This window comes from Corynebacterium sp. CCUG 51687, assembly GCF_024453995.1.
GTDB classification, from domain to species: domain Bacteria; phylum Actinomycetota; class Actinomycetes; order Mycobacteriales; family Mycobacteriaceae; genus Corynebacterium; species Corynebacterium pseudogenitalium.
The window spans coordinates 1-25,071 of sequence record NZ_JAGPYT010000001.1; the positions used below are offsets into that span (position 1 = coordinate 1).

Annotated in this window: 23 protein-coding genes, 1 pseudogene and 1 riboswitch; of the genes and pseudogenes, 17 read left to right on the plus strand and 7 right to left on the minus strand. The window is 58.8% G+C overall.

From position 1 onward, the window contains the following. On the minus strand, positions 1-776 hold a 776-nt coding region (locus KBX13_RS00005), incomplete at its 3' end, for a biotin/lipoyl-containing protein (RefSeq protein ID WP_305085949.1). Positions 777-932: 156 nt separating this feature from the next. Between KBX13_RS00005 and KBX13_RS00010 the strand changes: the two genes are divergently transcribed. Next, entirely contained in the window at positions 933-1,328 is a 396-nt protein-coding gene (locus KBX13_RS00010; RefSeq protein WP_070478965.1) for an oxidoreductase, read from the plus strand. Between the two features lie 9 nt (positions 1,329-1,337). On the opposite strand, the gene KBX13_RS00015 is transcribed toward KBX13_RS00010, so the two are convergent. Further along, positions 1,338-2,828, minus strand: a complete 1,491-nt coding sequence (locus KBX13_RS00015; RefSeq protein WP_256020185.1) for a leucyl aminopeptidase — start codon at positions 2,826-2,828, stop codon at positions 1,338-1,340. 147 nt (positions 2,829-2,975) lie between these two features. Between KBX13_RS00015 and KBX13_RS00020 the strand changes: the two genes are divergently transcribed. Continuing rightward, positions 2,976-4,091: a branched-chain amino acid aminotransferase gene (locus KBX13_RS00020; protein WP_256020187.1), complete on the plus strand. Its 1,116-nt coding sequence runs from the start codon at positions 2,976-2,978 to the stop codon at positions 4,089-4,091. Positions 4,092-4,098: 7 nt separating this feature from the next. Here the strand turns inward: KBX13_RS00020 and KBX13_RS00025 are convergent, their stop codons facing one another. Next, positions 4,099-5,097 carry a nicotinate-nucleotide--dimethylbenzimidazole phosphoribosyltransferase gene (locus KBX13_RS00025; protein WP_256020188.1) on the minus strand — a complete coding sequence of 333 codons (999 nt, stop codon included), beginning with the start codon at positions 5,095-5,097 and terminating at the stop codon, positions 4,099-4,101. An 18-nt stretch (positions 5,098-5,115) separates the two neighbouring features. After that, positions 5,116-5,823 carry a DUF3043 domain-containing protein gene (locus KBX13_RS00030; RefSeq protein WP_070362186.1) on the minus strand — a complete coding sequence of 236 codons (708 nt, stop codon included), beginning with the start codon at positions 5,821-5,823 and terminating at the stop codon, positions 5,116-5,118. A gap of 150 nt (positions 5,824-5,973) precedes the next feature. Here KBX13_RS00030 and KBX13_RS00035 point away from each other — a divergent pair, with 150 nt between their 5' ends. Then, the gene (locus KBX13_RS00035; protein ID WP_070362187.1) at positions 5,974-6,318 is read left to right on the plus strand and encodes an iron-sulfur cluster assembly accessory protein; all 345 of its coding nucleotides are present in this window, start codon (positions 5,974-5,976) and stop codon (positions 6,316-6,318) included. A gap of 76 nt (positions 6,319-6,394) precedes the next feature. Here the strand turns inward: KBX13_RS00035 and KBX13_RS00040 are convergent, their stop codons facing one another. Both KBX13_RS00040 and asnB read right to left on the minus strand, forming a co-directional pair. Continuing rightward, a complete protein-coding gene (locus KBX13_RS00040) occupies positions 6,395-7,387 on the minus strand; it encodes a S41 family peptidase (protein WP_256020190.1) in 993 nt (330 codons plus the stop codon). Positions 7,388-7,400: 13 nt separating this feature from the next. Beyond that, positions 7,401-9,323: an asparagine synthase (glutamine-hydrolyzing) gene (gene asnB / locus KBX13_RS00045; RefSeq protein WP_256020192.1), complete on the minus strand. Its 1,923-nt coding sequence runs from the start codon at positions 9,321-9,323 to the stop codon at positions 7,401-7,403. Positions 9,324-9,759: 436 nt separating this feature from the next. On the opposite strand from asnB, the gene KBX13_RS00050 reads away from it, so the two are divergent. The 14 genes from KBX13_RS00050 to KBX13_RS00115 all read left to right on the plus strand — a co-directional run bounded on the left by KBX13_RS00050 (position 9,760) and on the right by KBX13_RS00115 (position 23,825). Then, positions 9,760-10,854 carry a cytochrome c oxidase subunit II gene (locus KBX13_RS00050; RefSeq protein WP_070362189.1) on the plus strand — a complete coding sequence of 365 codons (1,095 nt, stop codon included), beginning with the start codon at positions 9,760-9,762 and terminating at the stop codon, positions 10,852-10,854. 17 nt (positions 10,855-10,871) lie between these two features. After that, complete coding sequence (locus tag KBX13_RS00055; protein ID WP_070362190.1) at positions 10,872-11,303, plus strand: cytochrome c oxidase subunit 4; 432 nt, start codon at positions 10,872-10,874, stop codon at positions 11,301-11,303. Positions 11,304-11,758: 455 nt separating this feature from the next. Next, positions 11,759-12,379, plus strand: a complete 621-nt coding sequence (locus KBX13_RS00060; protein WP_176754846.1) for a heme-copper oxidase subunit III — start codon at positions 11,759-11,761, stop codon at positions 12,377-12,379. Between the two features lie 80 nt (positions 12,380-12,459). Next, complete coding sequence (locus KBX13_RS00065) at positions 12,460-13,308, plus strand: cytochrome c (protein WP_070362191.1); 849 nt, start codon at positions 12,460-12,462, stop codon at positions 13,306-13,308. After that, complete coding sequence (locus KBX13_RS00070; RefSeq protein ID WP_256020193.1) at positions 13,305-14,525, plus strand: ubiquinol-cytochrome c reductase iron-sulfur subunit; 1,221 nt, start codon at positions 13,305-13,307, stop codon at positions 14,523-14,525. The genes KBX13_RS00065 and KBX13_RS00070 overlap by 4 nt, the downstream gene beginning before the upstream one ends. After that, positions 14,525-16,144: a cytochrome bc complex cytochrome b subunit gene (locus tag KBX13_RS00075; protein WP_070478762.1), complete on the plus strand. Its 1,620-nt coding sequence runs from the start codon at positions 14,525-14,527 to the stop codon at positions 16,142-16,144. The genes KBX13_RS00070 and KBX13_RS00075 overlap by 1 nt, the downstream gene beginning before the upstream one ends. Before the next feature lie 535 nt (positions 16,145-16,679). Continuing rightward, positions 16,680-16,851, plus strand: a riboswitch (cyclic di-AMP (ydaO/yuaA leader). A gap of 14 nt (positions 16,852-16,865) precedes the next feature. After that, entirely contained in the window at positions 16,866-17,609 is a 744-nt protein-coding gene (locus KBX13_RS00080) for a C40 family peptidase (protein ID WP_256020195.1), read from the plus strand. 125 nt (positions 17,610-17,734) lie between these two features. Next, positions 17,735-18,781 (plus strand): C40 family peptidase, encoded by a 1,047-nt coding sequence (locus tag KBX13_RS00085; protein WP_256020197.1) that lies wholly within the window; start codon positions 17,735-17,737, stop codon positions 18,779-18,781. A 5-nt stretch (positions 18,782-18,786) separates the two neighbouring features. Further along, positions 18,787-19,932, plus strand: coding sequence for a glycosyltransferase family 4 protein (locus KBX13_RS00090; RefSeq protein ID WP_256020199.1), 1,146 nt, complete (start codon positions 18,787-18,789; stop codon positions 19,930-19,932). A gap of 11 nt (positions 19,933-19,943) precedes the next feature. Then, positions 19,944-20,915, plus strand: coding sequence for an ROK family protein (locus tag KBX13_RS00095; RefSeq protein ID WP_070362197.1), 972 nt, complete (start codon positions 19,944-19,946; stop codon positions 20,913-20,915). Further along, positions 20,908-21,648 (plus strand): 1-acyl-sn-glycerol-3-phosphate acyltransferase, encoded by a 741-nt coding sequence (locus tag KBX13_RS00100; protein WP_070362198.1) that lies wholly within the window; start codon positions 20,908-20,910, stop codon positions 21,646-21,648. Before KBX13_RS00095 ends, KBX13_RS00100 begins: the two co-directional genes overlap by 8 nt. A 13-nt stretch (positions 21,649-21,661) precedes the next feature. Then, the gene (locus tag KBX13_RS00105) at positions 21,662-21,838 is read left to right on the plus strand and encodes a hypothetical protein (RefSeq protein ID WP_168156176.1); all 177 of its coding nucleotides are present in this window, start codon (positions 21,662-21,664) and stop codon (positions 21,836-21,838) included. Next, complete coding sequence (locus tag KBX13_RS00110) at positions 21,838-22,350, plus strand: polyadenylate-specific 3'-exoribonuclease AS (protein WP_070478769.1); 513 nt, start codon at positions 21,838-21,840, stop codon at positions 22,348-22,350. Before KBX13_RS00105 ends, KBX13_RS00110 begins: the two co-directional genes overlap by 1 nt. 86 nt (positions 22,351-22,436) lie before the next feature. After that, positions 22,437-23,825, plus strand: coding sequence for a class II 3-deoxy-7-phosphoheptulonate synthase (locus KBX13_RS00115; protein WP_070362200.1), 1,389 nt, complete (start codon positions 22,437-22,439; stop codon positions 23,823-23,825). 37 nt (positions 23,826-23,862) lie between these two features. On the opposite strand, the pseudogene KBX13_RS00120 reads toward KBX13_RS00115, so the two are convergent. Further along, positions 23,863-25,050: pseudogene (locus tag KBX13_RS00120) on the minus strand (protein kinase); the annotation flags it as partial. Between the last annotated feature and the right edge of the window lie 21 nt (positions 25,051-25,071).

Sequence of the window (25,071 nt, forward strand, 5' to 3'; positions counted from 1 at the left end):
TCGCCGACTTCCTTCAGCCAGGTGGTGATAGTGCCTTCCGTGACGGATTCGCCCAGCTCAGGCATGGAGACATCGGTAGCGTCGCCGGAGGCTGGCTTGTCAGCCTTCTCTTCCTTCGGGGCTTCCTTCTTTTCTTCCTTGGGTTCTTCCTTTGGCTCTTCGGCCTTTGGAGCTTCCTTTTCAGCTGGCTTGGCGTCAGCGTCGCCGATGCGGGCGATGACTTCGCCGACCTCGACGGTGTCGTCTTCCTCAGCGAGGATCTCTACGAGGGTGCCTGCGACAGGGGAAGGAATCTCAGTATCGACCTTGTCGGTGGAGACCTCGAGCAGTGGCTCGTCGACCTCGACGGTGTCGCCGACTTCCTTCAGCCAGGTGGTGATAGTGCCTTCCGTGACGGATTCGCCCAGCTCAGGCATGGAGACATCGGTGGCGTCGCCGGAGGAAGGCTTGTCAGCCTTCTCTTCCTCCGGGGCTTCCTTTGGCTCCTCTTCTTCCTGAGGCTCCTCGTCCTTTGCCGAGTCCGATGCCGAGGCTTCGCCTTCTTCGCCGATAATCACAATCACGTCACCGACATCAACGGTGTCGTCTTCCTCGGCCTTAATCTCGAGGATTACACCGGCGACAGGGGAAGGAATCTCCGTGTCGACCTTATCGGTGGAAACCTCCAGCAATGGTTCGTCGACCTCTACCTTGTCGCCGACTTCCTTCAGCCAGGTGGTGATAGTGCCTTCCGTGACGGATTCGCCCAGCTCAGGCATCTCGACAGAGTGCGCCATAATTTAGTCTCCTCGCAGATACATTTTCGTAGAAGCTATACAGGTCAATAGCGTACCTGTCACCGAAGACTTTCGTGCCTTTCGGGGGCAACTAATTTGTTGAAGGCCACCAAACGCAGAATTGGGGCGTCGAGAAATATCCGTATGATGAGAGAAGTGTTTAACCTGTTCGGCAAGCGGAAGAAGCAGACCACCTTCAAACCCCCACGCGCGCCCGGCGAAACCATCCGGCCGGAAGACGCTGCCTACCTCCAGGAATGGGTTGCGAAGCGTGCCTTCGTTGAGGGGTTTGTTGAGCCGGAAACGATGGTCAACGAGATGTCCGTCGTGCTTGTCGATGAAGAGGGCAACTACACCCGCCGGCGCATCGGAGGTCCCAAAGGTATCGACGCCGTCGCTACGCTGCTGAATATATCTCTTTATGACGTCGAAGAGACCGGGTACCCGGACCGGATGCGTCGCAAGATGGAGCAAGAACGCATCCTGCGAAAGCGAGCGGAACAGAAAGAACGCCGCGCCAAGTTTGAGCGCGGCGAACATCCCTTTTCCTAAATCCGGCGACTAGTTGGCTTCAGCGATGCTGCGAAGCGTTGCAACGATCGTGCGCAACGGGGCGCCCGTCGCACGCTTCGGCGTGTAGCCGCGTGGCGAGCCACCGTTCCACGCCGGGCCGGCGACGTCGATGTGCACCCACTCGGTGTCCTCGCCGACGAAGCGGGACAGGTACAGGCCAGCGAACAGCATGCCGCCGGTACGGGCATTGTGGACGTTGCGGATATCGGCGACGGGGGACTTCAGCTCTTCTTCCTGTTCCTCCAGCAGCGGCATCGCCCAGGCCTGCTCGCCAACCTCGCGGCCCAGCGCAGCGACGCGGTCGCGGAACTCATCAGAGCCCATGACGCCGGCAGTGCGGTTGCCGAGGGCGACGAGCTGAGCGCCGGTCAGCGTGGACGTCTCAATCATGAAGTCAGGGTTATCTTCAGCCGCGCGTGCCATCGCGTCCGCCAGCACGAGGCGCCCTTCAGCGTCGGTGTTGAGTACCTCGCTGGTGATGCCGCCGTAGTGGCGAATCACGTCGCCCGGGCGGGTGGCAGTGCCGGATGGCATGTTCTCCGCGAGTGGCAGCCAGGCGTCGACCGCAACATCCAGGTTGAGGCGGGCAGCTGCAACAATTGCGCCGAACTGAGCAGCAGAGCCACCCATGTCGGAAATCATGTCCTCCATCTTTGCACCCGGCTTGAGGGAGATGCCGCCGGTATCGAAGGTGATGCCCTTGCCAACCAACGCGACAGAGGACTTCGACGCGGAAGGCGTCCACTTCAGGTGCACCAAGCGAGGTGCGCGGGCGGAGCCTTTGCCGACCGCGAGGATGCCGCCGAAGCCCTGCTCCTCAAGCTGCTTTTCGTCGAACACCTCGACCTCGAGTCCAACCTGCGTGCCGACGTTCTCGATGAGCTCCGCGTACACGGCAGGGTAGAGGTGGTTCGACGGCGTGTTCACAAGATCGCGCGCCAGCATGACCGACTCGGCGAGAATCACTGCCTGGTCGAATGCTTCCTTTTCGTCGTCCTTGCCTACAACGGTGACGTCGGTAAGCCCGTGCTCACCGTCGCAGCCGCACTGGCACGGGGCTTTGAAGCCCTTGTACTTGTACGCGCCGAGCAGCAGGCCTTCCACGACGGGGGTGACGCCGAACTCAGTCGAGATCACCGCAGACTCCGTGCCGTACAGTGTGCGAGCCAGGGAACCGACAGCGCGACGGACAGTCTCATCATCAATCTCATCGGCGTTGCCCAGGCCAAAAGCGATGACCAACTTCCCATCAACGACCACGCGGGTGATCTCGCCGGCGGTGCCCTTCGCGCCGACTGTCTCCAGCGCCTCGAGTGCACCCTTTGGTGCCAGAGAGGTCACTGGGACCTCAACCTTCGAGTCATCCGAGGTCACGGGTAGCAAGAGGGCAGCGGTGTCGCTCGGAGCGGACGTCGAAAAGTTGAGGGAGACGGAGTCGCCCCGGACCGGGAGCAGCGATTCAGGAACCGAAAAAGTCATGAGTACATGCGCCTTTCTTAAGATTATTGAACATCGCCAAGGGTACCTGGAATAAGGGACGCGTGGCGCGGGGCAAGCTATTTGTGCGTGGAAGAAAATATGGAATTCCGGTTCCAAAGAGTGGAATCGGGGAGTAGGGTGGTCTGCATGACTCAAGGCACACCATTTGAAATTATCCCGAATCCGAACAAGGCAACTGACGAAGAGCGCAATGCAGTGCTCGCAAACCCAGCCTTCGGGCAAGAGTTTACTGACCACATGGTCTCCATCGACTGGGACGAGGCCAACGGTTGGCATAACGCGCAGGTCCGCCCGTACGGGCCGATCTCGCTGGACCCGGCGACCAACGTCTTCCACTACGGGCAGGCGATCTTCGAAGGCCTGAAGGCATACCGCCACCACGACGGCTCGATCACGACGTTCCGCCCCGAGCAGAATGCGACGCGTTTTGCCCATTCCGCGCATCGCCTGGCAATGCCTGAGCTGCCGGAGGATCTGTTCATCGAGTCGCTGCAGCAGCTGGTGACGATTGATAAGGGCTGGGTCCCCGAAGCTGGCGGGGAAGCGGCGCTGTACCTGCGTCCATTTATGATTGGCACCGAGAAGACGCTCGGGGTGAAGCCCTCGAGCACCTACACCTATTACCTCATTGCATCCCCAGCTGGCGCCTACTTCTCCGGCGGCGTCAAGCCCGTCAGCGTGTGGATCTCCGAGGAATACGTCCGCGCGGCGCCCGGCGGCACCGGTGACGCCAAGTTCGCTGGCAACTACGCGGGTTCCCTGCTCGCGCAGGCCGAGGCAGAAGAAAAGGGCTGCGACCAGGTTGTCTGGCTCGACGCCATTGAGCGCAAGTACATCGAAGAGATGGGCGGCATGAACCTCATGTTCGTCGAGGGCAGCGGGAAGGACGCGAAGTTGATCACCCCAGCACTGTCCGGTTCCCTCCTGGCTGGCATCACCCGCAAATCGCTGCTGCAGGTTGCGGAAGACCTCGGCTACAGCACCGAGGAGCGCAAGATCACGGTGGAGCAGTGGCACAAGGGCGCTGAAAACGGCACCATCAGTGAGACGCTTGCATGCGGTACCGCAGCGGTGATCACTCCGGTCGGGCGCGTGCTGAGCCGCCACGGTGAGTTCACCGTAAACAACAATGAGGCCGGCACCATCACCATGCAGCTGCGCGAGCGCCTGCGCGGTATCCAGGACGGCTCGGTCGAAGACGTCCACGGCTGGAACCACACGCTCGTCCCAGCCGAGAACTAGAGGGATCTCAGGCCGGGGCGCCCTCTGGGGCCTCCGGCCCGAGCACTGTAGTAACGAGCTCAGAAGCCAGGTTGATTTGCGGCAGCGCTGCGAGCGCGCCCACTCCCTGGTTGAGCGACAAGTCCAGTGCCAGCACCGGAATGATATCGAGGGCCTGGAGCGCCAGCATCTGGGCGGGTTCCGGACTGAGCTGGCCCGCCATGATCCACTGCTTCGTGCCGGGTGCGAGGCGCTCGGCGGCGTAGGCGGCGACGGTGGCGTAGAGGCCGTCGAAAAGTACGGGGGTTCGACGAACCGCGGCCTGCGCGAACATACCGACAAGGAACGCGAAATCTGGCCCCGAAAGCTCGGCAAGGACGCGGGGGACGTCGTCACTAAAGGTGCGCACCCGGAACATGGCGTCCCGAATTGCCGCAACTTTCACTTTCCAGATGTTGTCGTCGATGCCCGAGCCGCGCCCGATGACCTTGACCGGCTCGGTGCGCGACAGTGCGCCATAGACGGCGGCGGCGACCGTCGAATTGCCGACGCCAATGTCTCCAGGAATGAACAGGTCAACTCCACTGTCTACGCCCTGGTCAACGACGCGAGCACCGTGCGCGACTGCCTGCTCGAACGCCTCGGGCGTCATGGCGGCTTGCCGGTCTATCGCGCCTGTCGGCAGCGTTAAGTAGTCATTAATCTGAATAATCGACGCGCCCGCGGCTTCCGCAGCAACGCGAGCGACACCGTTACCTGCCGCAATCTGCTTTACAGTGGTCCAGGCGGCGTCGTGTGGTTGCGCGGAAATACCGCGTGCTGCGACACCGTGGTTACCGGCGACAAGCACGCACTGCGGCTGACGGAACGCAACCGGGCACGTACGGTTTTGCACCGAGGCAGTCCACTCCGCAATCGTTCCCACGCGACCGAGACCGCGCCCCTCCGGGCTGCGCTGTAGTTCGCGGGCAAGCTCGCGGCGCAGGGTTTCGCTTGGATGCTCAATCGGGTCGAATGCAACAGCCATGAAACGTCCTTTGTCCGTTTAGTTCACGGTCTCGCCGATGCGCACCTGTGGCTTCGGCGAGCGCCACTTCCGCGGCTGCGACGCGCGCGAAAACGCGTACATACCAAGACCGAAACCGGTATCTGCAGTGCCCGGGAACTTCGCGCGCACAGCGTTGTTCGCACGCTTGCCGATCAGGAATGCCTCACCAAGAATCAGCACGATAAACACCATCGGCAAAATGGCGATGGCTCCGGCAATCTCGGGGTACCAAGAGCCGATAAAGAGGATGAGGAACAGCAGGATCGCCAGAGGCATCGCGTAGTTGTTCATGAATCGGCGCGAATCTACCCAGTCGCGGACGAAGCGGCGGGTCTCGCCGCGGTCGCGGTCCATGAGGTAGCGCTCGTCGCCAGCGTCCATCTTGGCTTGGACCTCGCGATTGTGCTTCTTCGCCTCTTCGCGCTGCTGCTTCTTGTATGCCTTCCACTCCTCCTTCGACATCGACTTCTTCAGCTCTTTGTTCTTCTGGTACTGCTGAGCAGGAGTCGTCGCGTTGGGGTCGCGGACCACGCCGCGCTTAATCTCCTGATCAAGGCGCTTCGGTGTCGGCCGACCCTTCGGAGGGGTGTAGCCCTTCGGGTACTTCTTTGCGGGTTCCGCGTCGGTTTCGGGAGTCTCCGCTCGATTCGCTGCGGCAGCAGCGGCGGCTGGAGCCTCATCAGATTTCTGCCAAGGAAGTTTCACGCTATACAGGCTACAAGGCCGTCCCCGAAAGTGGGGAATAAGCGCCCGCTCCCATACGCTGTAGACGATGACGGTGTGATGCGAGTACGCTAGTGCCACACTCCGAAGCACGCATCTTGCGTGAAGATATTCGCTAAGCAAGGAGAAAGAATGACTGCACCTACCTCTGCCACGGGCGTGACCCTTACTGAAGCAGCGGCTGCAAAGGCGAAGGCTCTGCTCGACCAGGAAGGCCGCGACGACCTTTCGCTTCGCATTGCTGTTCAGCCAGGTGGCTGCGCTGGCCTGCGCTACCAGCTGTACTTTGACGACCGCGAGCTCGACGGCGACAAGGCTGACGTTGTCGGGGGTGTGCGCCTCGTCGTGGACAAGATGAGCGTGCCGTACCTCACCGGTGCAACGATCGATTTCGCTGACACCATCGAGCAGCAGGGCTTCACCATCGATAACCCGAACGCTGGCTCGGCCTGCGCGTGCGGCGATAGCTTCAACTAAGCAGTAGCTTTTCGACGCCAACACCCCGCGCCCACCTCATGATTGAGGGGAGCGCGGGGTGTTTCGTCTGCGCGGACTATTTACAGCCGTACTCGGTGTCGAGCCACTGCTTGGCCTCCTCGAACGGCACATCGGTTTCGACGTCGGGCTGCACCGGATCTTCGGCGAACTCCTCGCCAGTGCGTGCCTTGTCCTTCGCGATAGTCAGCATCAGCAGGCTGCCGTCCGGGAAGTCGTACACCATGTTTGCCGACGCGTAGCCCGCAGTAGGGGACCCGAAACTGCGGGAGTGCTCGAGCCCCCGGAACGACAGCATCGTGGCCTCGCCCGACGAAGCAGTGTCGCCATCGACTAAGACCGCCACCGGCGCATCCCACTTCCCGCCAGAAGTCGTGATCGGGGTGCCGCCACCGGTCACCGAGTTCCCCTCAACCGTGACCTGCGTGGTGTTCGTCCGCGATACGAACTCGAGTGCCGTGCCGTCCGGCAACAGTGAGGAGAGGCCTGCGACCATTGGACCCATGTCGCCTCCGTCGTTGCCACGCAGGTCAACGACCGCCCCGCATGCCCCGGCATCACGTGCGGAAGCCAGGCCAGTCGCGAGCGTGTCTGCGTAGCCCTGCACATCATCGTGCCGATCGACGCCAGGCACGGTTGCCACCGCAACGCGGCCCTCGACGCTGACTGAGGCTTCCGACTTCTCTTCCATAGTCCAGCCGAGGTTAGGGTTACCAGGTTCAATCAGACGGGAGTGCTTCCCGCCAGCAGCTTTGACTGCGTCCTCGAGGGCGGGGTAAACGTCGTGAAGTGTATCAGCCTGCTTTGCGGCCTCCTTTGCGCGGGCCTTCGCCTCCTCGAACTCCTTCGAGTCGGCGTAGATGCCCTGCTCGGCGAGCGCGAGCACCGTCGCGCTGTACCGCTTTGGTGTTTGTGTCCCTGCGAATCGAGCAGTGCCTGTGAACATCGCGGTGAGCGTCGGACCGTAGACGAACGCCACGGCGCCGACTGCGAGGAGCAGCGCACTGAGCATCGCCACGATGGTGGTCAGTACTCGTTTCTTGGTCCACATGAGCAGGTCCTCCTTAAAGCTGAACCGGGTATTCCTTGTGCTCGATGCCCGGATCAATGCGATGCTCGACAAAAATGCCGTGCCAGATCATAAACGCAAGCACCGTCCAAAGGCGACGCGAATGATCGGAAACACCGTCACGGTGCTCCTTGAGCATCTCCAGCACCTGGTCCTTGGCGAAGATATGGTCGGTCTGCGAATCGCGGATAGTGTCCTGCGCCCAGCCAAAGAGCTCATCGCCGGCCAGCCAGTGGCGCATCGGAACAGGGAATCCCAGCTTCTTGCGGTGGAGAACATGCGGCGGAACGATCTGCTCCATCGCCTTACGCAACGAGTACTTGGTGGTGCCGTGCGCGATCTTCTGGTCGTACGGAATCGTCTGTGCGACCTCAAAGACCTCCTTATCCAGGAACGGCACGCGCAACTCCAGCGAGTTCGCCATGTTCATCTTGTCCGCCTTGACCAAGATATCGCCGCGCATCCAGGTAAACAGGTCCAAGTTTTGCATCCGGGCAACTGGATCCATCTCTGTCGATGTGGCGTAGATCGGCGCGGTGACCTCGCGGTGGTCCCACTCATGCTTCGCCCAAGGCAGCACACGCTGTAGTTGCTCGAAGTTAAAGGAACGAGCGTTACCGTAGTAACGGTCCTCCATTGGGGTCGTACCGCGTTCGAGTAAGCTCTTGCCCTTCATGCCTTCCGGCAGCACACGGCTTAGCCTGTTCAGTCCTCGTAGAAGAGGCGTCGGCAACTTCTCGAACGGCGCGAGCGACAGCGGTTCCTTATAGATGGTGTACCCGCCAAACAGCTCGTCGGCACCCTCACCCGAGAGCACCACCTTGACGTGCTTGCGGGCCTCCTGTGCGACGAAGAACAGCGGGACAAGCGAAGGGTCCGCAACCGGATCATCGAGGTACCACATGATCTTCGGCACCGCGTCCGCGTACTCTTCAGGCGAGACAATCTTCACGATGTGCTCAACGCCAATCGCCTCAGCGGACTCCGCAGCCACGTCTACCTCGGAGTAGCCCTCGCGCTCGAAGCCGGTGGTAAACGTCAACAAGTTTGGATTGTGCCTCTTCGCCAGGGCAGCAATCGCTGTCGAATCAATGCCGCCCGAGAGGAAGGAGCCGACGGTGACGTCCGCTCGCATATGCTTCTCGACGGAGTCTTCGAGCGCCTGAGCGATCCTGTCGTAAAGCTTCTGTTCTTGACCTTGTGGGACTTGCTGTGGTTTGAAGTGTGGTTTGAAGTAGCGCTCCGATGTGACTTCACCGCCAGGCGTCAGTGACACCGTGCAACCAGACTCCACGCGTCGAATGCTCTCGTGCAACGTTTCTGGTTCGGGAACATACTGCAGGTCAACGTAGTGCTCGATAGCTCGCCGATCTAACTCGAGACCAATCTCCAGCTCTGGAGCCATTTCTAGGATGGACTTCTTCTCGGAGGCGAACACGGTACCGACCGGGGTAGTGGCGTAAAACAAGGGCTTAATGCCGAATTGATCACGTGCCGCGAACATACGCTGTGTCTCGGTATCCCAAATGACAAACGCGAACATGCCACGCAGGTGTTCGACAACCTTCTCTCCCCAGTGGTGGAAGCCGACTACGATTGGCTCACCGTCCCCCGAGGTATTGAAATCGTAGCCTGCCTCCTGCAGTTCCTCGCGAAGCTCGATGTAGTTATAAATCTCGCCGTTGAACGTCAGCGCGTAGCGCCCCGGATTCTCCTTCGGGCCCCAGCGTAGGGGTTGGTGAGAATGCTCGAGATCGATAATGGCAAGGCGGTTGAAACCAAAAACGGCGTGGTCGTCGTTCCAGGTGCCGGCGGCATCAGGGCCACGGTGATACATGCAGGGCAACGCACGTTCCGCGGCTTCCACGAAGCTTGCGGCATTGCTGTTTGTGGTGAGTAGAGCCAACAGGCCACACATAGACTTGAAAACCTCTCCTATATATAAGGTGTACGCAGCCGTGCGGAGTGCTGGGCCACGAAGCATTTCTTCCAATCAACAATAGGGTTTTCTGTAGGAGATGCGCGAACCAACGAAACCAGCGCCAAAATGCGGAAATTCTTCATCCTTTATTCGGTCCCCAAAAGGGGGCCAACTTATGGTTGAGCAATTTGAGTGAAAAATAAAGCTCTTACCAGGACGTTTGTACCGTTTTATGCAAAACCCGTTGAGTGCACGGCTTTTGCATACACGGTAAAAGACGTCAGCTGACTACGAATGCTTACCTCGACTCAAAATCTAAAGAATTCAGAGGCGCTGCGCCTTATCCACTATTCTGACGGAGTAACAATGCTTGGGCGCACCTGTTTGTGCGTCCTGCCGTAAACAGCGAGTGTGGACAGGAAGGCAGACACACGTGGAAAAGGTAAAGGACCGCAACTTCGCGAAGAAAATCGCAGTTGCCGGATCGCTCCTGCTGGGCGGTCTCGCGCTGACGGGCTGTGAGGTTGCACCGCCAGAGGCGCTCTCGAAGGTGCTGGATATGGGTTGGCCAGATCCTGTTACCCCTGAGGGTGAGCAGATGTACAACTTCTGGGTATGGACCTGGGTTGCAGCATGGATTATCGGCATCATCATGTGGGGCTTGTTCCTCACTGCGATCTTCAAGTGGAACGCGAAGAGCCAGGAGAAGCGCGGCAAGTCTGAGTTCCCGAAGCAGCTCCAGTACAACGTGCCGCTGGAACTTGTACTGACGATCATTCCGATCGTCATTGTTATGGTGCTCTTCTTCTTCACCGTCCAGGCGCAGACGAAGACTACAGCCCTCGGCAAGGACCCGAAGGTGACGGTTGACGTAACCGCATACCAGTGGAACTGGAAGTTTGGCTACGCAAACGTTGACGGCGAGTTCACCTCTAACGGTCAGGCATATGACGGTGTTGACACCGAGCGTCAGGCCAAGGCCGAGGCAACGAAGTACGACGACGAAAACATTAAGAACCCGAACCCGATCCACGGCACTTCTACCGGTGACCTCTCGTACCTCAATTTCAATGAGATTGAGACTCTCGGTACTACCGAAGAGGTTCCGGTGCTCGTCCTGCCAACCGATCGTGCGATTGAGTTCCGCCTCGCGTCCGGTGACGTGAACCACGCATTCTGGGTTCCTGAATTCCTCTTCAAGCGTGATACCTACGCTCACCCAGAGGTGAACCAGCAGCAGCGTGCATTCCAGATTGAGAAGATCGATAAGACTGGCGCATTCGTTGGTCGCTGTGCCGAGATGTGCGGTACTTACCACTCGATGATGAACTTCGAGGTTCGTGCCGTGACCCCAGAAAAGTTTGCTCAGTACATTCAGTTCCGTATTGACAACCCTGAGGCGCCAAACTCCGATGCGCTCGCATCCATCGGCGAAGCGCCGTACGCCACCTCCACACGTCCGTTCGTGTCTGACCGCCACGGCACCCGCGACGGCAACAACACCAACGACCCTAACGCGACGGTATAGAAAGAGAAGGCAGAGAAATGGCAACTGGTTCAAAAGTTTTCTACGCAATCGGTACCTTCCTGGCGCTGATGGCAGTCTTCTACATGATCAGCACAGCGTGGATTGGTGAAGATGCTTACCTCTACGGGCTCGAATGGGTCGGTGGCGTTGGCTTGGTTCTCGCTACTGCGCTCTGCTTCATGCTCGCTGTCTACCTCGACATCACCGAGCGTCGCATGGACGTTGTTCCGGAAGACTGGGAAGAGGCAGAGGTTGAAGATGGCGCAGGCGTGCTCGGCTTCTTCTCGCCAAGCTCCATCTGGCCGTTCGCAATGTCTGGTGCGGTTATGTTCCTCGGACTCGGAATTGCATTCTGGCAGCTGTGGCTCGTCGTGTTTGGCGCAGTATTCCTCGTGTGGACCACTACGCAGCTGAATCTGCAGTACGGTATCCCGCGCGAGAAGCACTAAAGATTCGCTGACCTCCCCGCCTTCGGGAGGTGTCGGCGAAAACTGATCCCCTTCAGCTAAAGCTGAGGGGGATTTTTGCTTGCTATTTTCATCCTTTCGGTTGAACTCATTCGTAACACTTGGGGGTCATACGAAAGTAGGTCTGCAGCCGGAAACGGCAGCGGTGTAATGTGAGTCCCATCACTATTGGGAACTTTTGAAACACCGCAAAGAATCGATGAAAAAGAATCCTGGATTGCCTAAAAATCAGCCGAAAGTGAGCTGAATGAAGTCGAGAAAGTTGTGACCTGCATTGATGTAGTCGGATGAGTGGCTAGAAAAGTTCCCGGTATTGCAGAAAGTTATTTCCTTCGAGCGCTATTAGGCCAGAAAAGGCAGGTTAGCGCGAAATCTGCCGGAAAGTTTGTGGGTGAAAGGAGATGACTTTGACCCGAAAACAGGGGATAATCACATGCGTGACGACCGCAATTTCTAACCAAGGTATGGCGACACCGCAGAATCGTGTCCCGGCGCTGAACCGACCAAACATGGTCAGCGTTGGCACGATCGCGTTCCTCGCCCAAGAGTTGATGTTCTTTGCCGGTTTGTTCGCGATGTATTTCACCTCGCGTGCAAACGGTATGACCGCAGGCGACTGGGATAACCAGACGGCACACCTGAACGTGATGTTCGGCTTGATCATCACGATCGTGCTTGTGTCTTCTTCCGTGACTTCTCAGTTCGGCGTATTTGCAGCAGAAAGGGGTGACGTTTTTGGGCTCCGCAAATGGTTCACGGTAACTATCGCGCTTGGCGTTGTCTTCCTCGGACTCGTGGCTTTCGAGTGGGGAGAAATGATCATGCACGGCGTGACCATTCAGGCGAGTGTCTTCGGGTCAGTGTTCTTCATCATCACTGGCTTCCACATGGCGCACGTAACCGCCGGCATTATTGCCTTCGTGGTTGTGCTGCTCCGCGTATCTAAGTCGAAGTTCACTCCGGCACAAGCTACTGCAGCAATGGTGACCTCTTACTACTGGCACTTTGTTGACGTAATTTGGGTCGGCGTCTTCATTACTCTGTATATCGTTCAATAGGTATCTGATACGTAGAGTCGCCGTCGAAATGACGGAAGGCCATTTATCTGTATTAGACACTGACGCTCAAAGGGAACAAGATGGAAAAATCACCTAAGAAAAAGCGCAGTCGGCGCAAGGCGCAGCGCACCTTTGCTGGTGCAGCAGCCTTGACGCTCGGCCTCACGGGTGCGGGTTTCCTCGCATCGGCGCTTGCCCCGAACGCGCAGGTCGCTACTGCGCAAAAAGATGACCAGGCAATGATTCAAGAAGGCAAGGACATTTACGACGTCGCTTGCATCACTTGCCATGGCGCAAACCTCCAGGGTGTTGAAGGCCGCGGCCCGTCCCTGATCGGCACCGGCGAAGGTGCTGTGTACTTCCAGGTCAACTCCGGACGTATGCCGATGATGTCGAATGACGCTCAGGCTGAACGCAAGCGTCCTCGTTACACCGAGTCTCAAGCACTGGCGCTGGCAGCCTATGTTGCTGCCAACGGTGGGGGACCGGAGCTGGTGTACAACCCAGACGGATCACTCGCGAAGGAAGAGCTTCGCGGTAAGAACTACGATGGCCAGATTCAGGCTGGCGACGTCGCACGTGGCGGCGAGCTCTTCCGCTTGAACTGCGCGTCTTGCCACAACTTCACCGGCCGCGGTGGCGCACTGTCTTCTGGTAAGTATGCGCCGGAGTTGGACCCTGCGAATGAGCAGGAGATCTACCAGGCGATGCTGACTGGCCCGCAGAACATGCCAAAGTTCTCGGACCGCCAGCTCAGTGCCGACGAGAAGCGCGACATCATTGCGTTTATTAAGTCCTCGAAGGAAACCCCAAGCCCTGGCGGTTACGCCCTTGGTGGCCTTGGCCCAGTTTCTGAAGGTATGGCTATGTGGATGATCGGCGTAACGCTCGTTGCTGCCGCAGCTATCTGGATTGGATCGCGCTCATGAGTGAAGTAAACAAGAACTACACATCCCAAGATTTGGACCGCATGAATAATGCGGAGCTCGCTGCTCTGGGCACGGAACTCGACGACGTCACCGTTGCGTACCGCAAGGAGCGGTTCCCAGTTGATGGCGACCCACGCGAGAAGTCTTCCGAACTCGGAATCAACATTTGGTTGACTATTTCGGTGCTCTGCGGAATCGCGTTCCTCGGTGTCTACCTCTTCTGGCCATGGGAGCCACGCTTCCACGGCGATGAAGGACTCTGGGTTTACACGCTTTACACGCCACTGCTCGGCCTTACTTCTGGTGTCGGTTTTGCCGCCCTGGGTATCGCGATTGTCCAGTACGTGAAGAAGTTCATCCCTGAGGAGATCTCCGTACAGCGTCGTCACGACGGCCGTTCTTCCGAATTGGACCGTCGCACGACGACCGCTCTTCTGAATGATGCCTGGGAGACTTCCACCCTTGGTCGTCGTAAGGCAATGAAGGGTCTGCTTGGCACCGCTGGTGTTCTCGCCGGCCTCATGGTCGTTGCACCCCTCGGTGGCATGATCAAAAACCCGTGGAAGAAGCGCCACGACCTTAACTACTTAGGTGATGGCACGCTTTGGACACACGGGTGGACCATGCAGGAGAAGGGCGTCAAGGTTTACCTCGGTCGCGACACTGGTGCGATCGCCGAGCTGCACGAAGGTGTAGCTGGCTCGCACTACTCCACGGCAGGTGTTTCCCGCCTGGTGCGTATGCGTCCAGAAGACCTCGCTGCTGCTTCCATGGAGACGGTATTCCCGCTCTACCCGGAGGATGTCAACGATGGTGACATTTACGACCCAGAGCGCGACGTATACGAACACCACATGCACTCGCTGCATGGCCCTCGTAACGCAGTTATGCTGATCCGCCTTCGCTCTGAGGACGCACGCCGCGTCGTTGAGCGTGAAGGTCAGGAAGATTTCCACTACGGGGATTACTACGCATACTCCAAGATTTGTACGCACATTGGCTGCCCGACCTCGCTTTACGAAGCGCAGACGAACCGCATCCTTTGTCCGTGCCACCAGTCGCAGTTCGACGCACTGCAGTACGGCAAACCGATCTTCGGACCGGCCGCCCGTGCTCTGCCTCAGCTTCCTGTGACTGTTGACGAAGACGGTTACCTCATCGCCAACGGAAACTTCATCGAGCCCGTCGGCCCGGCATTCTGGGAGCGTAAATCCTAATGAGTACTAAACTTGCACAAGCCGCGGACAACGTTGATTCGCGGTACACGGTAGCCGGTTTCCTCCGGCCACAGTTGAATAAGGTCTTCCCGAGCCACTGGTCTTTCATGCTCGGTGAGATGGCGCTGTACAGCTTCATTATCTTGCTGCTGACAGGTATTTACCTCGCACTGTTCTTTGACCCTTCCATTACGAAGGTGATCTACGACGGCGGGTACCTACCGCTCAACGGCGTGGAAATGTCACGCGCCTACGCCACGGCTCTGAATATTTCATTCGAGGTCCGCGGTGGCCTGTTCGTTCGTCAGATGCACCACTGGGCTGCGCTGATGTTCATGATGGCGATGTTCGCCCACATGATGCGTATCTTCTTCACTGGCGCGTTCCGTCGCCCACGTGAGGCTAACTGGGTCATCGGCGTTACCCTGATTCTCATCGGCATGGCCGAAGGCTTCATGGGTTACTCCCTGCCAGACGACCTGCTCTCTGGTGTTGGCCTCCGTATTATGTCTGCCATTATTGTTGGTATCCCGATCATCGGTACCTGGATGCACTGGGCAATCTTCGGCGGCGACTTCCCGTCTGACCTGATGCTGGACCGCTTCTACATCCTGCACGTTCTGATCCTCCCGGGCGTGATCCTGGCTCTGATCGCAGCGCACCTGCTGCTCGTCTGGTTCCAGAAGCACACCCAGTTCCCAGGCCCCGGCCGTACGGAGAACAACGTTGTTGGCATCCGCATTATGCCGGTCTTCGCAGTCAAGGCGATCGGCTTCATGATGGTTGTCTTCGGTGTCCTCGCTGCTATGGCTGGTCTGACCACCATCAACGGCATTTGGAACATCGGCCCATACAACCCGTCGCAGGTCTCTGCCGGTTCGCAGCCTGACGTTTACATGCTGTGGACTGACGGCGCAGCTCGTGTCATGCCAGCGTGGGAGCTCTACCTCGGCCCGTACACCATTCCGGGTGCCTTCTGGGTTGCCCTCATGTGTGGCGTGATGGTCGTCCTGCTGATCAGCTACCCGTTCATCGAAGCGAAGGTGACCGGTGACACGGCGCACCACAACCTGCTGCAGCGCCCTCGTGACGTTCCAGTGCGTACCGGCCTCGGTGTGATGGCACTCGTGTTCTTCCTGTTGCTGACCGTTTCCGGTGGCAACGACCACGTTGCTCACTTCTTCCAGATCTCGCTGAATGCGATGACCTGGTTCGGTCGCATCGGTCTCATTGTCTTGCCGCCGTTCGCATACTGGCTGACCTACCGTATTTGTGTTGGTCTGCAGCGTTCCGACCGTGAGGTTCTGGAGCACGGTATCGAAACGGGCATCATCAAGAAGCTGCCTAACGGTGCGTTTGTGGAGATCCACCAGCCGCTTGGCCCAGTCGACGAGCATGGACACCCAGTGCCACTCGATTACGCTGGTGCTCCGGTTCCGAAGCGACTCAACCAGCTCGGCTTCGCTGACTCCGAGACCATCGGTAAATTCAAGCCTGCTGAGCTTGGCGTTTCCGAGCGCGTCCGGGACGCGCAGCGCGAGAACCACCATGAGGAGATCGAGACGTTGCGCAAGCTCGAGGAAACCAAACACCTCGATGACCGCAATGCTTCTGAATAGGCTCTAACACACTAGCGGTCGCTCAAGGCGCCCTGGTTGGTTGTACGAGAGTACAGCTGGCCAGGGCGTTTTTGTATGTCTGGTCAGTTCACTTTTGGAACTCAGCACCTTTATCTCGCCCGTGCTATGACACGAGCCCACTTCTGACCTCGTTCTGTTACGGCACTTGGTATAAATGCGGAGCAATGGCTCACCGCTTCACGTCTGAAGGCGGAGGAATTTGAAGCCATTTCGAAGCGTTATGGAAGCGTTACACAATATTAGTGAGTAATGTCACATAAGAGTGATTTAGTGCATTCTTACCAAATCGGCACTCTGTGCACAGGTGAGGAAGGTTCGCAAAAGCGCAGGTAGAAGGTCGTTCGTCAGGTTCGGTACATTGTGGCGCTCTGCTTGTAGTTCTCAGGAAAATTCGCGCGGAATGAGGGGAGGGAAAAATAACGGAACGATAACGGCCGTGTCGTTGGACAAAGATGTTTCCGTTTCGTAACCTAATCGAGACATTGCAGCAACAGCCGTTGAAAGCAAACAGTAAGTACATATAGCGCCTAATTCCCTGAGCCTTAGTGGCTTCGGGAAGCCGGGGACCCAAGCAGGATTTTCTCTCTGGGGTGAATGCGAACGAGAGCGGAGTTTTCCGTGGAAGTCGTAAGGCTGGTTCTCTAGCCCAACCCGTCAGCTAACTCGGTCGGCAAAAGAGAAGATATGGAGTTTTACAATTATGGCTAAGCACCGTCGTCAGGCACACAGCACTGCACGTAACGTCGCGGTAGTGACCGCAGTAGCTGCAGGTGCCTCGCTGCTCTCGCCAATCTCTGCAGAGGCGGCTGAGGTTCGCGTCCCGAACTCGCCGGTAGCTGTTCAGGTTCCAGGTATTGAGAACGTGCCGGGCATCGCTGCGATTCCTGGCATCGAGGCTTGGATCCCATCCCTGGCAGGTCAGAAGTCCAATGCTGATGTCCCAACGGCAATTGCACAGGTTCGTGCGGTTCCTGGCGTTAACAACGTACCTTCGTTTGGTGCATGGCTGGCAAACGTCGAGGCTCAGTTCAAGGCGCCAGTCGCGAAGGCATACTCCGCAAACGTTGCTGCGCCGGCAGTTGCTCCAGCGCCGCAGGTCTCCGCAGGTCAGCGCCTGGTCGATATTGCACGTACAAAGATTGGTGCTGCATACGTATACGGCGCTGCAGGCCCGAACGTGTTCGACTGCTCCGGTTTCACCTCCTGGGTATATGCGCAGGCTGGTAAGTCCATCCCTCGTACCTCGCAGGCGCAGGCGGCTGCGGGTACTCCGGTTCCGCTTGATCAGCTTCAGCCTGGTGACATCGTGGCTTACTACGGTGGCGCTTCCCACGTTGGTATCTACACCGGTAACGGCACTATCATTGATGCACTGAACACCAACGCTCCGGTCGCTGAGCGTCCACTGCACATGATGCCAGTGCACTCCGCTGTGCGCTTCTAAGCTCGGTATTTATCGGCCGATCCAAACGATTGTGGTGGGGGTCGGCAGAAGAATTACAAGATTGTAACTTTAAGCCCCTCTCGCTATATTGGTGATAGTTTTTCTTGCCAGTGAAGGGGCTTTAAGTGGCTAAACACTCTTTACATGCGCGTCATGTTGCAAATGGGCGTTCCTGGGGGAAGCGCGTGGCGCTGGGTGCATCGCTCTCTGTCGTTGTGGGCAGTAGCGTTGTTGCTCCGTCCGCAGTAGCGGATGATGTCGAGGAACTGATTCATCAGGTTGATGAGCTTTCGCATGAGGTCACCGCAAAGGTAGAAGAGCTCAAGGGCGTCGAGGATGATATTGCCGCGAAGTCGGAGGAACTTGAGCGCTTGCAGTCTGACGCGGCGGATGCGCGTACCCAAGTCCAAGCTGCGAAAATCGCTCGTGATGATCTCCAAAGGGAAGTAGACCGCCTCGCTGCGTCCCGGTACCGCAACGTCCAGGCCGATGTGATCCTTACAACGCTGGACTCTGGTAGTCCCCAGACTGCTATTGACCGTGCTGCGTACCTGGATTCGCTGTCCCGCAAGCAGCAAAGTGTGCTCCGCGAGTACGAAGGCGCTGCCCAGGACGCGGCAACGAAGGCGAATGCTGCAAACGTAGCCCTTGCGGAAGCGCAGTATCTCCGCAATGACCTTGATTCAAAGCGTTCGAAGCTCGAGCGTGAGCGCGAGGCGCTGCAGGGACAGATTGAGGAGATTGAGGCGCGCGTCGATAATTTGTCGCCGGAGGCGCGTTCGTTGTGGGAGGGACGTCTGCACCCCGTTGATGCTGGCTCGTTGCCTCCGGTGGGGGATGGGGTTGTCGGTGCCGCGCTCGCGCAGGTTGGCAAGCCTTATGGCTGGGGCGCGACGGGGCCGTCGGCGTTCGACTGCTCTGGGCTCATGGTGTGGGCTTACGGGCAGAACGGTAAGGCGATCCCGCGTACCTCGCAGGCTCAGCTTGCTGGTGGCATGCCGGTGAGCATGGGAGACCTGCAGCCAGGTGACATTGTCGGTTATTACCCGGGAGTGACGCACGTTGGCATGTATATCGGCGACGGCATGGTTGTGCATGCCTCTGACTACGGTATTCCGGTTCAGGTTGTCCCGTTGAATTCGATGCCGGTCCAGGGCGCTGTCCGTTATTAAGCACCATGACTGTTTTATTGGTGACGAATGATTTCCCACCGACTGTCGGTGGGATTCAGTCGTACTTGCGGGATTATGTGCAGGAGGTCGTTCACCGTCGGGGGGCGCAGAGCATCATTGTGTTTGCCTCGATGCAGGATAAGGCGGCTGCTCTCGCTTGGGATGTGGAACAGCCGTACACGATTATTCGTTGGCCTTTTCCGGTGATGTTGCCTACTCCTGCTGTCCGGAGGATGATGCAGCGAATTATCAGGGAACAGCACGTCGATACGGTGTGGTTTGGTGCTGCAGCTCCTCTTGGAGTGATGGGGGGTGCTGCGAAGCGTGCGGGTGCTTCGCGGGTTGTGGCGACGACGCATGGCCATGAGGTCGGGTGGTCAATGTTTCGCATTGGTCGTCGACTGCTGCGAACGATTGGCGGTAGTGCCGATGTAATCACGTACATTTCGGAGTACACACTGGGGCGATTCAAGGAAGCATTTGGTCCGAATCCTCAGTTCGTTGCGCTTCCCTCAGGCGTATCGACGTCCCGCTACGCGCCCGCAACGCAGCAGGAGAAGTTGGAGACCAGAGCTTCGTTCCGAATCGGCGCGGAGTCTCCGCTGATTGTGTGTGCGTCGCGTCTGGTGAAACGCAAAGGGCAAGACCGGTTGATCCGCGTCCTGCCTAGGGTGCGCGAGCAGGTGCTGGGTGCACAATTGGTGATTGTTGGGGAGGGGCCGTATGCCCGTCGGCTTCACGCGATGGCGGAGGGCGTCGACGGTGTCAGGTTCACCGGGCGGGTCAGCGACGATGACCTGTGTCGAATCGTTGCGGCTGCAGACGTGTTCGCGATGCCGGTTCGTACCCGCGGCGGAGGCCTCGACGTTGAGGGTCTCGGGATTGTGTTTCTCGAGGCCCAGGCGTGTGAGGTGCCGGTGGTCGCTGGTGATTCGGGCGGTGCGCCGGAAACGGTGACGGACCACAGCGGAGTGGTCGTCGATAAGAATGATGATGCACTTGTCGCGGCGTTGGTGCGTCTGCTGCGTGATCCCCTGCTGCGGGAATCGATGGGGGAGGCGGGTCGACGCCATGTGCAGCGGGAGTTTTCGTGGCAGGTGTTGGGGGAGCGGTGTGAGAAATTATTATTTTCTCAGGCTCTCGGCGACTAGCATGGTCATGTATGTCTACTGAATCCAAGCTGACTGTCGGTTTTGATATCGGCGGGACGAATACTCGCGCAGCAGTGGTTGATGACTCTGGGCGCATCGTTGCATCGATATCTACTGGTACTCCGCAGACTGGTGATGAGCTTATCGACGTCATCGTCGATATGGTGCGGCAGCTGCAGCGGGAGTACGTGGTTGATGCTGTCGGCTTGGCTATCGCCGGTTTTCTTGACCCGGACTGCGAGATCGTGCGGTTCGCCCCGCATTTGCCGTGGCGCAACGACCAGCCGGTTCGGGCGCAGCTTGAGGAGGCTCTGGGGCTACCAGTCCGCCTTGAGCACGACGCGAACGCGGCAGCCTGGGGTGAATACCGATTTGGCGCAGCAAAGGATGCGGATATCTGGGTGTTCTTTGCCGTCGGTACCGGTATCGGCGCAACGTTGATGATTGATGGCAAGATTTACCGCGGATCGTTCGGCACTGCCCCCGAGTTCGGGCACTTGACTGTTGTGCCAGATGGGCGCGTGTGTTCCTGCGGTAAGCAGGGCTGCTTGGAGCGGTACGCCTCGGGCACGTCGTTGGTGGACTGTGCTTTGGAGGTCGCAGCGCACGGCGGTTTTAAGAAGTGCGGTTTGTACCGGAAGGTCGTCGATAAGCGGGCGACGGGCCATGACGTGATGGAGGCTGCACGCGAGGGCGATGAGCTTGGCGTGAAGGCGCTTGCGAGTTTTGCGGAGTGGCTGGGCCGTGGTTTGTCGATAGTGGCTGACGTTATGGATCCGGGCCTGGTGGTTCTTGGCGGTGGCGTGAGCGCCGACGCAGATCTCTTTATGGAAGATGCCAAGGATTCGTTGCGTCGTAACATGGTTGGCTCCGGGTACCGCCCTGTTCCGGAGATTCTATGCGCAGAGCTGGGCCCGCAGGCAGGTATGATCGGTGTCGCAGACTTAGCTCGTGAGGATCTAGCAGGGAGACACCGTGCATAACAAGTGGTATTCGGCGTTTAAAGCGTTGCTAGGTCCAGCGCTGCTCGTGTGGAACCGTCCCACGATTGAAGGCGCGGAGCATGTGCCGGACGAAGGCGGCGTCATTCTTGTCTCGAACCACCAAGCGGTGATGGATTCGTTCTATCTGCCGCTGATGCTGCGTCGGCAAATCACGTTTCCGGCTAAGAGCGAGTACTTTACGCAACCTGGCTTGAGGGGCAGGTTCAAGCGGTTTTTCTTTACCGCTGTTGGTCAGATCCCTGTGCATCGCGGTGATTCGAATGCGGGCGCGAACCTGCAGCAGGCTGCGCGCGAGGTGATTGTTGATCGCAACGACGTGTTCGGTATCTACCCGGAAGGCACGCGTTCACCGGATGGTCGCATCTACAAGGGGCGCACCGGTATGGCTCGTGTCGCGATGGACACGGGAGCGCCGGTGATCTTGGTGGCCATGATTGGCACCCGCGAGGCGAACCCGATCGGGTCGGTACTTCCGCGCCCGGCGAAGGTCCGCATCAAGCTCAGCGAACCTATTGACCCGCACGCTTGGGCGACGGAGCACGGATTTGATCCGCACTCGCGGGAGGTGATGCGTCCGTTTACGGACTTCGTGATGCACAAGATGTCTGCGTTGTCCGGGTACCCGTACGTGGATGTGTATGCTTCGGACGTCAAAAAGCATCTGGAAGAGACGGGGCGCTATCCTGAGGGCGCCGAGCCCGAAGAGGATTAAGTAAGGACGTTTGATGGACCGGGACCTCGTTACTCGTATTGTGCTCGTGTGCTGCGCGGTGGGAGCGTATCTCGTCACGAGTGATCTTGAGATAGCCAGGAATGTGATTTCGCCGCTACTCGTACTGTTCGTTGCAGCGGTGATGTTTTGGCCACGCAAACCTGAGGGCCCGGAGGGTGAGGCGAACTAGTGCGTTACTTTTACGACACAGAGTTCATCGAAGACGGCTCGACCATTGAGCTAGTCTCCATCGGCATCGTCGCGGAGGACGGCCGTGAATACTACGCGGTGTCCAATGAGTTTGACGCCGCGCGTGCGAACCAGTGGGTGCGCGACAATGTCTTGGATAAACTGCCCGGTGCTGGTCACCCCGCATGGAAGTCGCGGGAGCAGATCCGCAGTGAGGTCTACGAGTTCTTGACGACGCCCCGCTCCGCCCCGGAGCTTTGGGCATGGGTGGGGGCGTACGATCACGTTGTGCTGGCGCAGCTGTGGGGTGACATGACCGGGTTGCCGAAGAACCTTCCGCGCTTTACTCGAGAGCTGAAGCAGTACTGGGAAATGGCGGGGCGGCCGAGGCTGCCACAGGTGCCGCGCGGGAACCACGATGCATTGGTAGATGCGCGCCATAACCTGAAGAAGTACCGCGTATGCGCGGAATATTTGCCGCTTGACCGGCTTGGCCGCGCGTCTAGATCGTGAGACGCGCGTTTCACACTTTGAGTCTGTGCAGGTATTCGCGCCGCAAAGTTGTGGTATTCGTCGCAGCTTCGTGCTAAACATTAAGTGTGAGTTGGACAGTAGATATCCCCAAAGAAGTTCTCCCCGATTTGCCACCACTCCCGGGAGACCTCAATGCACAGTTCCAGGACGCGTTGTCGCGTGACGCGAAGCAGCAGCCGAGCTGGGACCGTCATGAGGCTGAGTATGTGCGGAAGATTCTCGAATCTGTACCGCCGGTAGTTCTTGCCCCAGAGGTTGAAGAACTCAAGCAGAAAATGGCGAAGGTCGCTAACGGTGAAGCGTTTTTGCTTCAGGGTGGTGACTGCGCGGAGACATTTGAGTCCAACACAGAGCCTCATATCCGCGCGAACGTGCGTACACTCCTGCAGATGGCGGCAGTGTTGACGTACGGCGCGTCGATGCCCGTAGTGAAGCTCGGGCGTATCGCCGGGCAGTACGCAAAGCCACGTTCATCCGATCTCGACGGCAACGGCTTGCCGAATTACCGCGGTGACATCGTCAATGGCGTCGAACCGACTCCGGAGGCGCGTCGCCATGATCCCGCTCGCATGGTCCGCGCGTACGCAAATGCGTCTGCGGCTATGAACCTGGTTCGTGCACTTACTGCGTCCGGTACCGCAGACCTGCACAACATCAACACTTGGAACCGCGAGTTTGTGACCAACTCTCCGGCGGGTGCACGCTACGAGGCGCTCGGCCGTGAGATTTCGCGCTCGCTTGCGTTCATGGATGCTTGTGGCGTGAGCGACGAACACCTCCGGACCTCGGAGATTTACGCCTCCCACGAAGCTCTGCTTGTGGACTACGAGCGCGCAATGCTGCGCCTCGCCGAAGACGATCAGGGGGAGACGCGGCTGTATGACCTGTCCGCGCATCAGCTGTGGATCGGCGAGCGCACCCGCGATCTCGATGACTTCCATGTGAACTTCGCCGCGATGATCGATAACCCGATCGGCATCAAGTTGGGGCCGACGACCACTCCGGAAGAAGCCGTGGCGTACGCGGATAAGCTCGACCCGAATTTCGAGCCTGGCCGTTTGACGATGGTGATCCGGATGGGGCACGACAAGATTCGCGAAGTGTTGCCAGGCATCGTCAACGCCGTCGAGGCATCTCGCCATAAGGTGATTTGGCAAAGCGACCCGATGCACGGCAACACGTTTACGGCGTCAAATGGTTACAAGACCAGGCACTTTGACAAGATTCTGGATGAGGTCCAGGGCTTCTTCGAGGTGCACCGTCAGTTGGGCACGCACCCGGGTGGCATCCACATTGAGCTGACCGGCGAGGCGGTCACCGAGTGCCTCGGCGGTGCGCAGGACATCACTGACGTTGACCTGCCAGGCCGCTACGAATCTGCCTGCGACCCGCGCTTGAACACTGAGCAGGCACTCGAGTTGGCCTTCCTCGTAGCGGAGATGTTGCGCTACTAAGATTGCGCGCGGCGGTGGCGCCTTAGGGCATCGGTAGGAGGATCTGCGGAATCTCGCCGTACATGCCGGACCCGAGCCACCAGCCGCCCACCGCAACCAAGCCTGTGCAGATTGCGCTGAACACTAGGAAAACTGCCAGGCCGATTCCCGAGCGGTTGCTCACCGGCTTGCGAGGTCGCGCCGGGGAAAGCGGGGCTTGCGGTGGAGCCGGGGCTGGCACCTGTGGTGGTGGCGGTGCAGGCGCCGGGGGCTGGATTGTCGGCGCATCCACACGTGTTCTCGGGGAATCATCTGTTGAATTCGGCCGGAGGCGAAACTGCGTGGGGTGAGCTGCGGCACGATTCGCTGCGGAATGCCTTGGTACGGGTACCGCGTAGGGTGGTAGCTCAAGCGCGTCCGCTACGTCGTTGAGCGCAGCGAGGAACTCCGATGCATCATGGAAGCGGTCGTGGGGGTCGGTCGCGGTGGCGGTGGCCACGAGTTCGTCGAAAAGCTTTGGTACGCCTCCGATCCGAGAGCTGGGCGCGGGCACCACATCATGTAGCCGTGCGAAGGCGTGCGCGATGGGGGTATCGCCGTTGAAGGGCTGCTGGCCGGTGAGTAGCTCAAAGAGCACGATGCCTGCGGAATAGACGTCGGAGGCCTGCGTGATCGGTGAACCGTCCACTTGCTCGGGGGAGAGGTAGGCGACCGTACCTACGATCTGGTCGGTGGAATGCGTGATGTCTGAGACCGCACGCACAAGGCCGAAGTCCGCAAGCTTGACACTGTGATCGCTGTTAATCAGGATATTGTCCGGTTTGATATCGCGGTGCACCATTCCTTTTTGGTGCGCGACCGCGAGGCCAGTGAGCACAGCCCGCATTACCTCGGCGGCGGCGTGCGGCGGCATGGGACCGCGCTCGGCGAGCAGCTCACGCAGTGTTCCACCGGTGATGAGCTCCATGATTAAAAATACTTGGTTCGTGGGTTCGCCTTGGGCAGCGAAGTCGTACACGTTGACCAGGTTGGGGTGGGAAAGCTGGGCCATCGCCCGAGCTTCTCGACGAAACCTCTCACGAAACACGCTGTCATGCACATAGGACTCGTGCATCACCTTGGCGGCAACTTCACGGCCTAAACGCGTATCGACGCAGCGGTACACCGTCGCCATGCCACCGCGTGCGATGGGGCGATCGATGATGTACCGGTTGTCCAGCGTGTCTCCAACTGCGAGCTGTGCCATGCGCTCCAGTATGGCCCAAAC

Bases quoted from the DNA above. Each gene is read 5' to 3' on its own strand.
- KBX13_RS00095 (WP_070362197.1), top strand. From the start codon at position 19,944: ATGTCTACTGAATCCAAGCTGACTGTCGGTTTTGATATCGGCGGGACG.
- KBX13_RS00055 (WP_070362190.1), top strand. From the start codon at position 10,872: ATGGCAACTGGTTCAAAAGTTTTCTACGCAATCGGTACCTTCCTGGCG.
- KBX13_RS00070 (WP_256020193.1), top strand. From the start codon at position 13,305: ATGAGTGAAGTAAACAAGAACTACACATCCCAAGATTTGGACCGCATG.
- KBX13_RS00020 (WP_256020187.1), top strand. From the start codon at position 2,976: ATGACTCAAGGCACACCATTTGAAATTATCCCGAATCCGAACAAGGCA.
- KBX13_RS00040 (WP_256020190.1), bottom strand. From the start codon at position 7,387: ATGTGGACCAAGAAACGAGTACTGACCACCATCGTGGCGATGCTCAGT.
- KBX13_RS00035 (WP_070362187.1), top strand. From the start codon at position 5,974: ATGACTGCACCTACCTCTGCCACGGGCGTGACCCTTACTGAAGCAGCG.
- KBX13_RS00015 (WP_256020185.1), bottom strand. From the start codon at position 2,828: ATGACTTTTTCGGTTCCTGAATCGCTGCTCCCGGTCCGGGGCGACTCC.
- KBX13_RS00075 (WP_070478762.1), top strand. From the start codon at position 14,525: ATGAGTACTAAACTTGCACAAGCCGCGGACAACGTTGATTCGCGGTAC.
- KBX13_RS00090 (WP_256020199.1), top strand. From the start codon at position 18,787: ATGACTGTTTTATTGGTGACGAATGATTTCCCACCGACTGTCGGTGGG.
- KBX13_RS00080 (WP_256020195.1), top strand. From the start codon at position 16,866: ATGGCTAAGCACCGTCGTCAGGCACACAGCACTGCACGTAACGTCGCG.
- asnB (WP_256020192.1), bottom strand. From the start codon at position 9,323: ATGTGTGGCCTGTTGGCTCTACTCACCACAAACAGCAATGCCGCAAGC.
- KBX13_RS00025 (WP_256020188.1), bottom strand. From the start codon at position 5,097: ATGGCTGTTGCATTCGACCCGATTGAGCATCCAAGCGAAACCCTGCGC.
- KBX13_RS00065 (WP_070362191.1), top strand. From the start codon at position 12,460: ATGGAAAAATCACCTAAGAAAAAGCGCAGTCGGCGCAAGGCGCAGCGC.
- KBX13_RS00105 (WP_168156176.1), top strand. From the start codon at position 21,662: ATGGACCGGGACCTCGTTACTCGTATTGTGCTCGTGTGCTGCGCGGTG.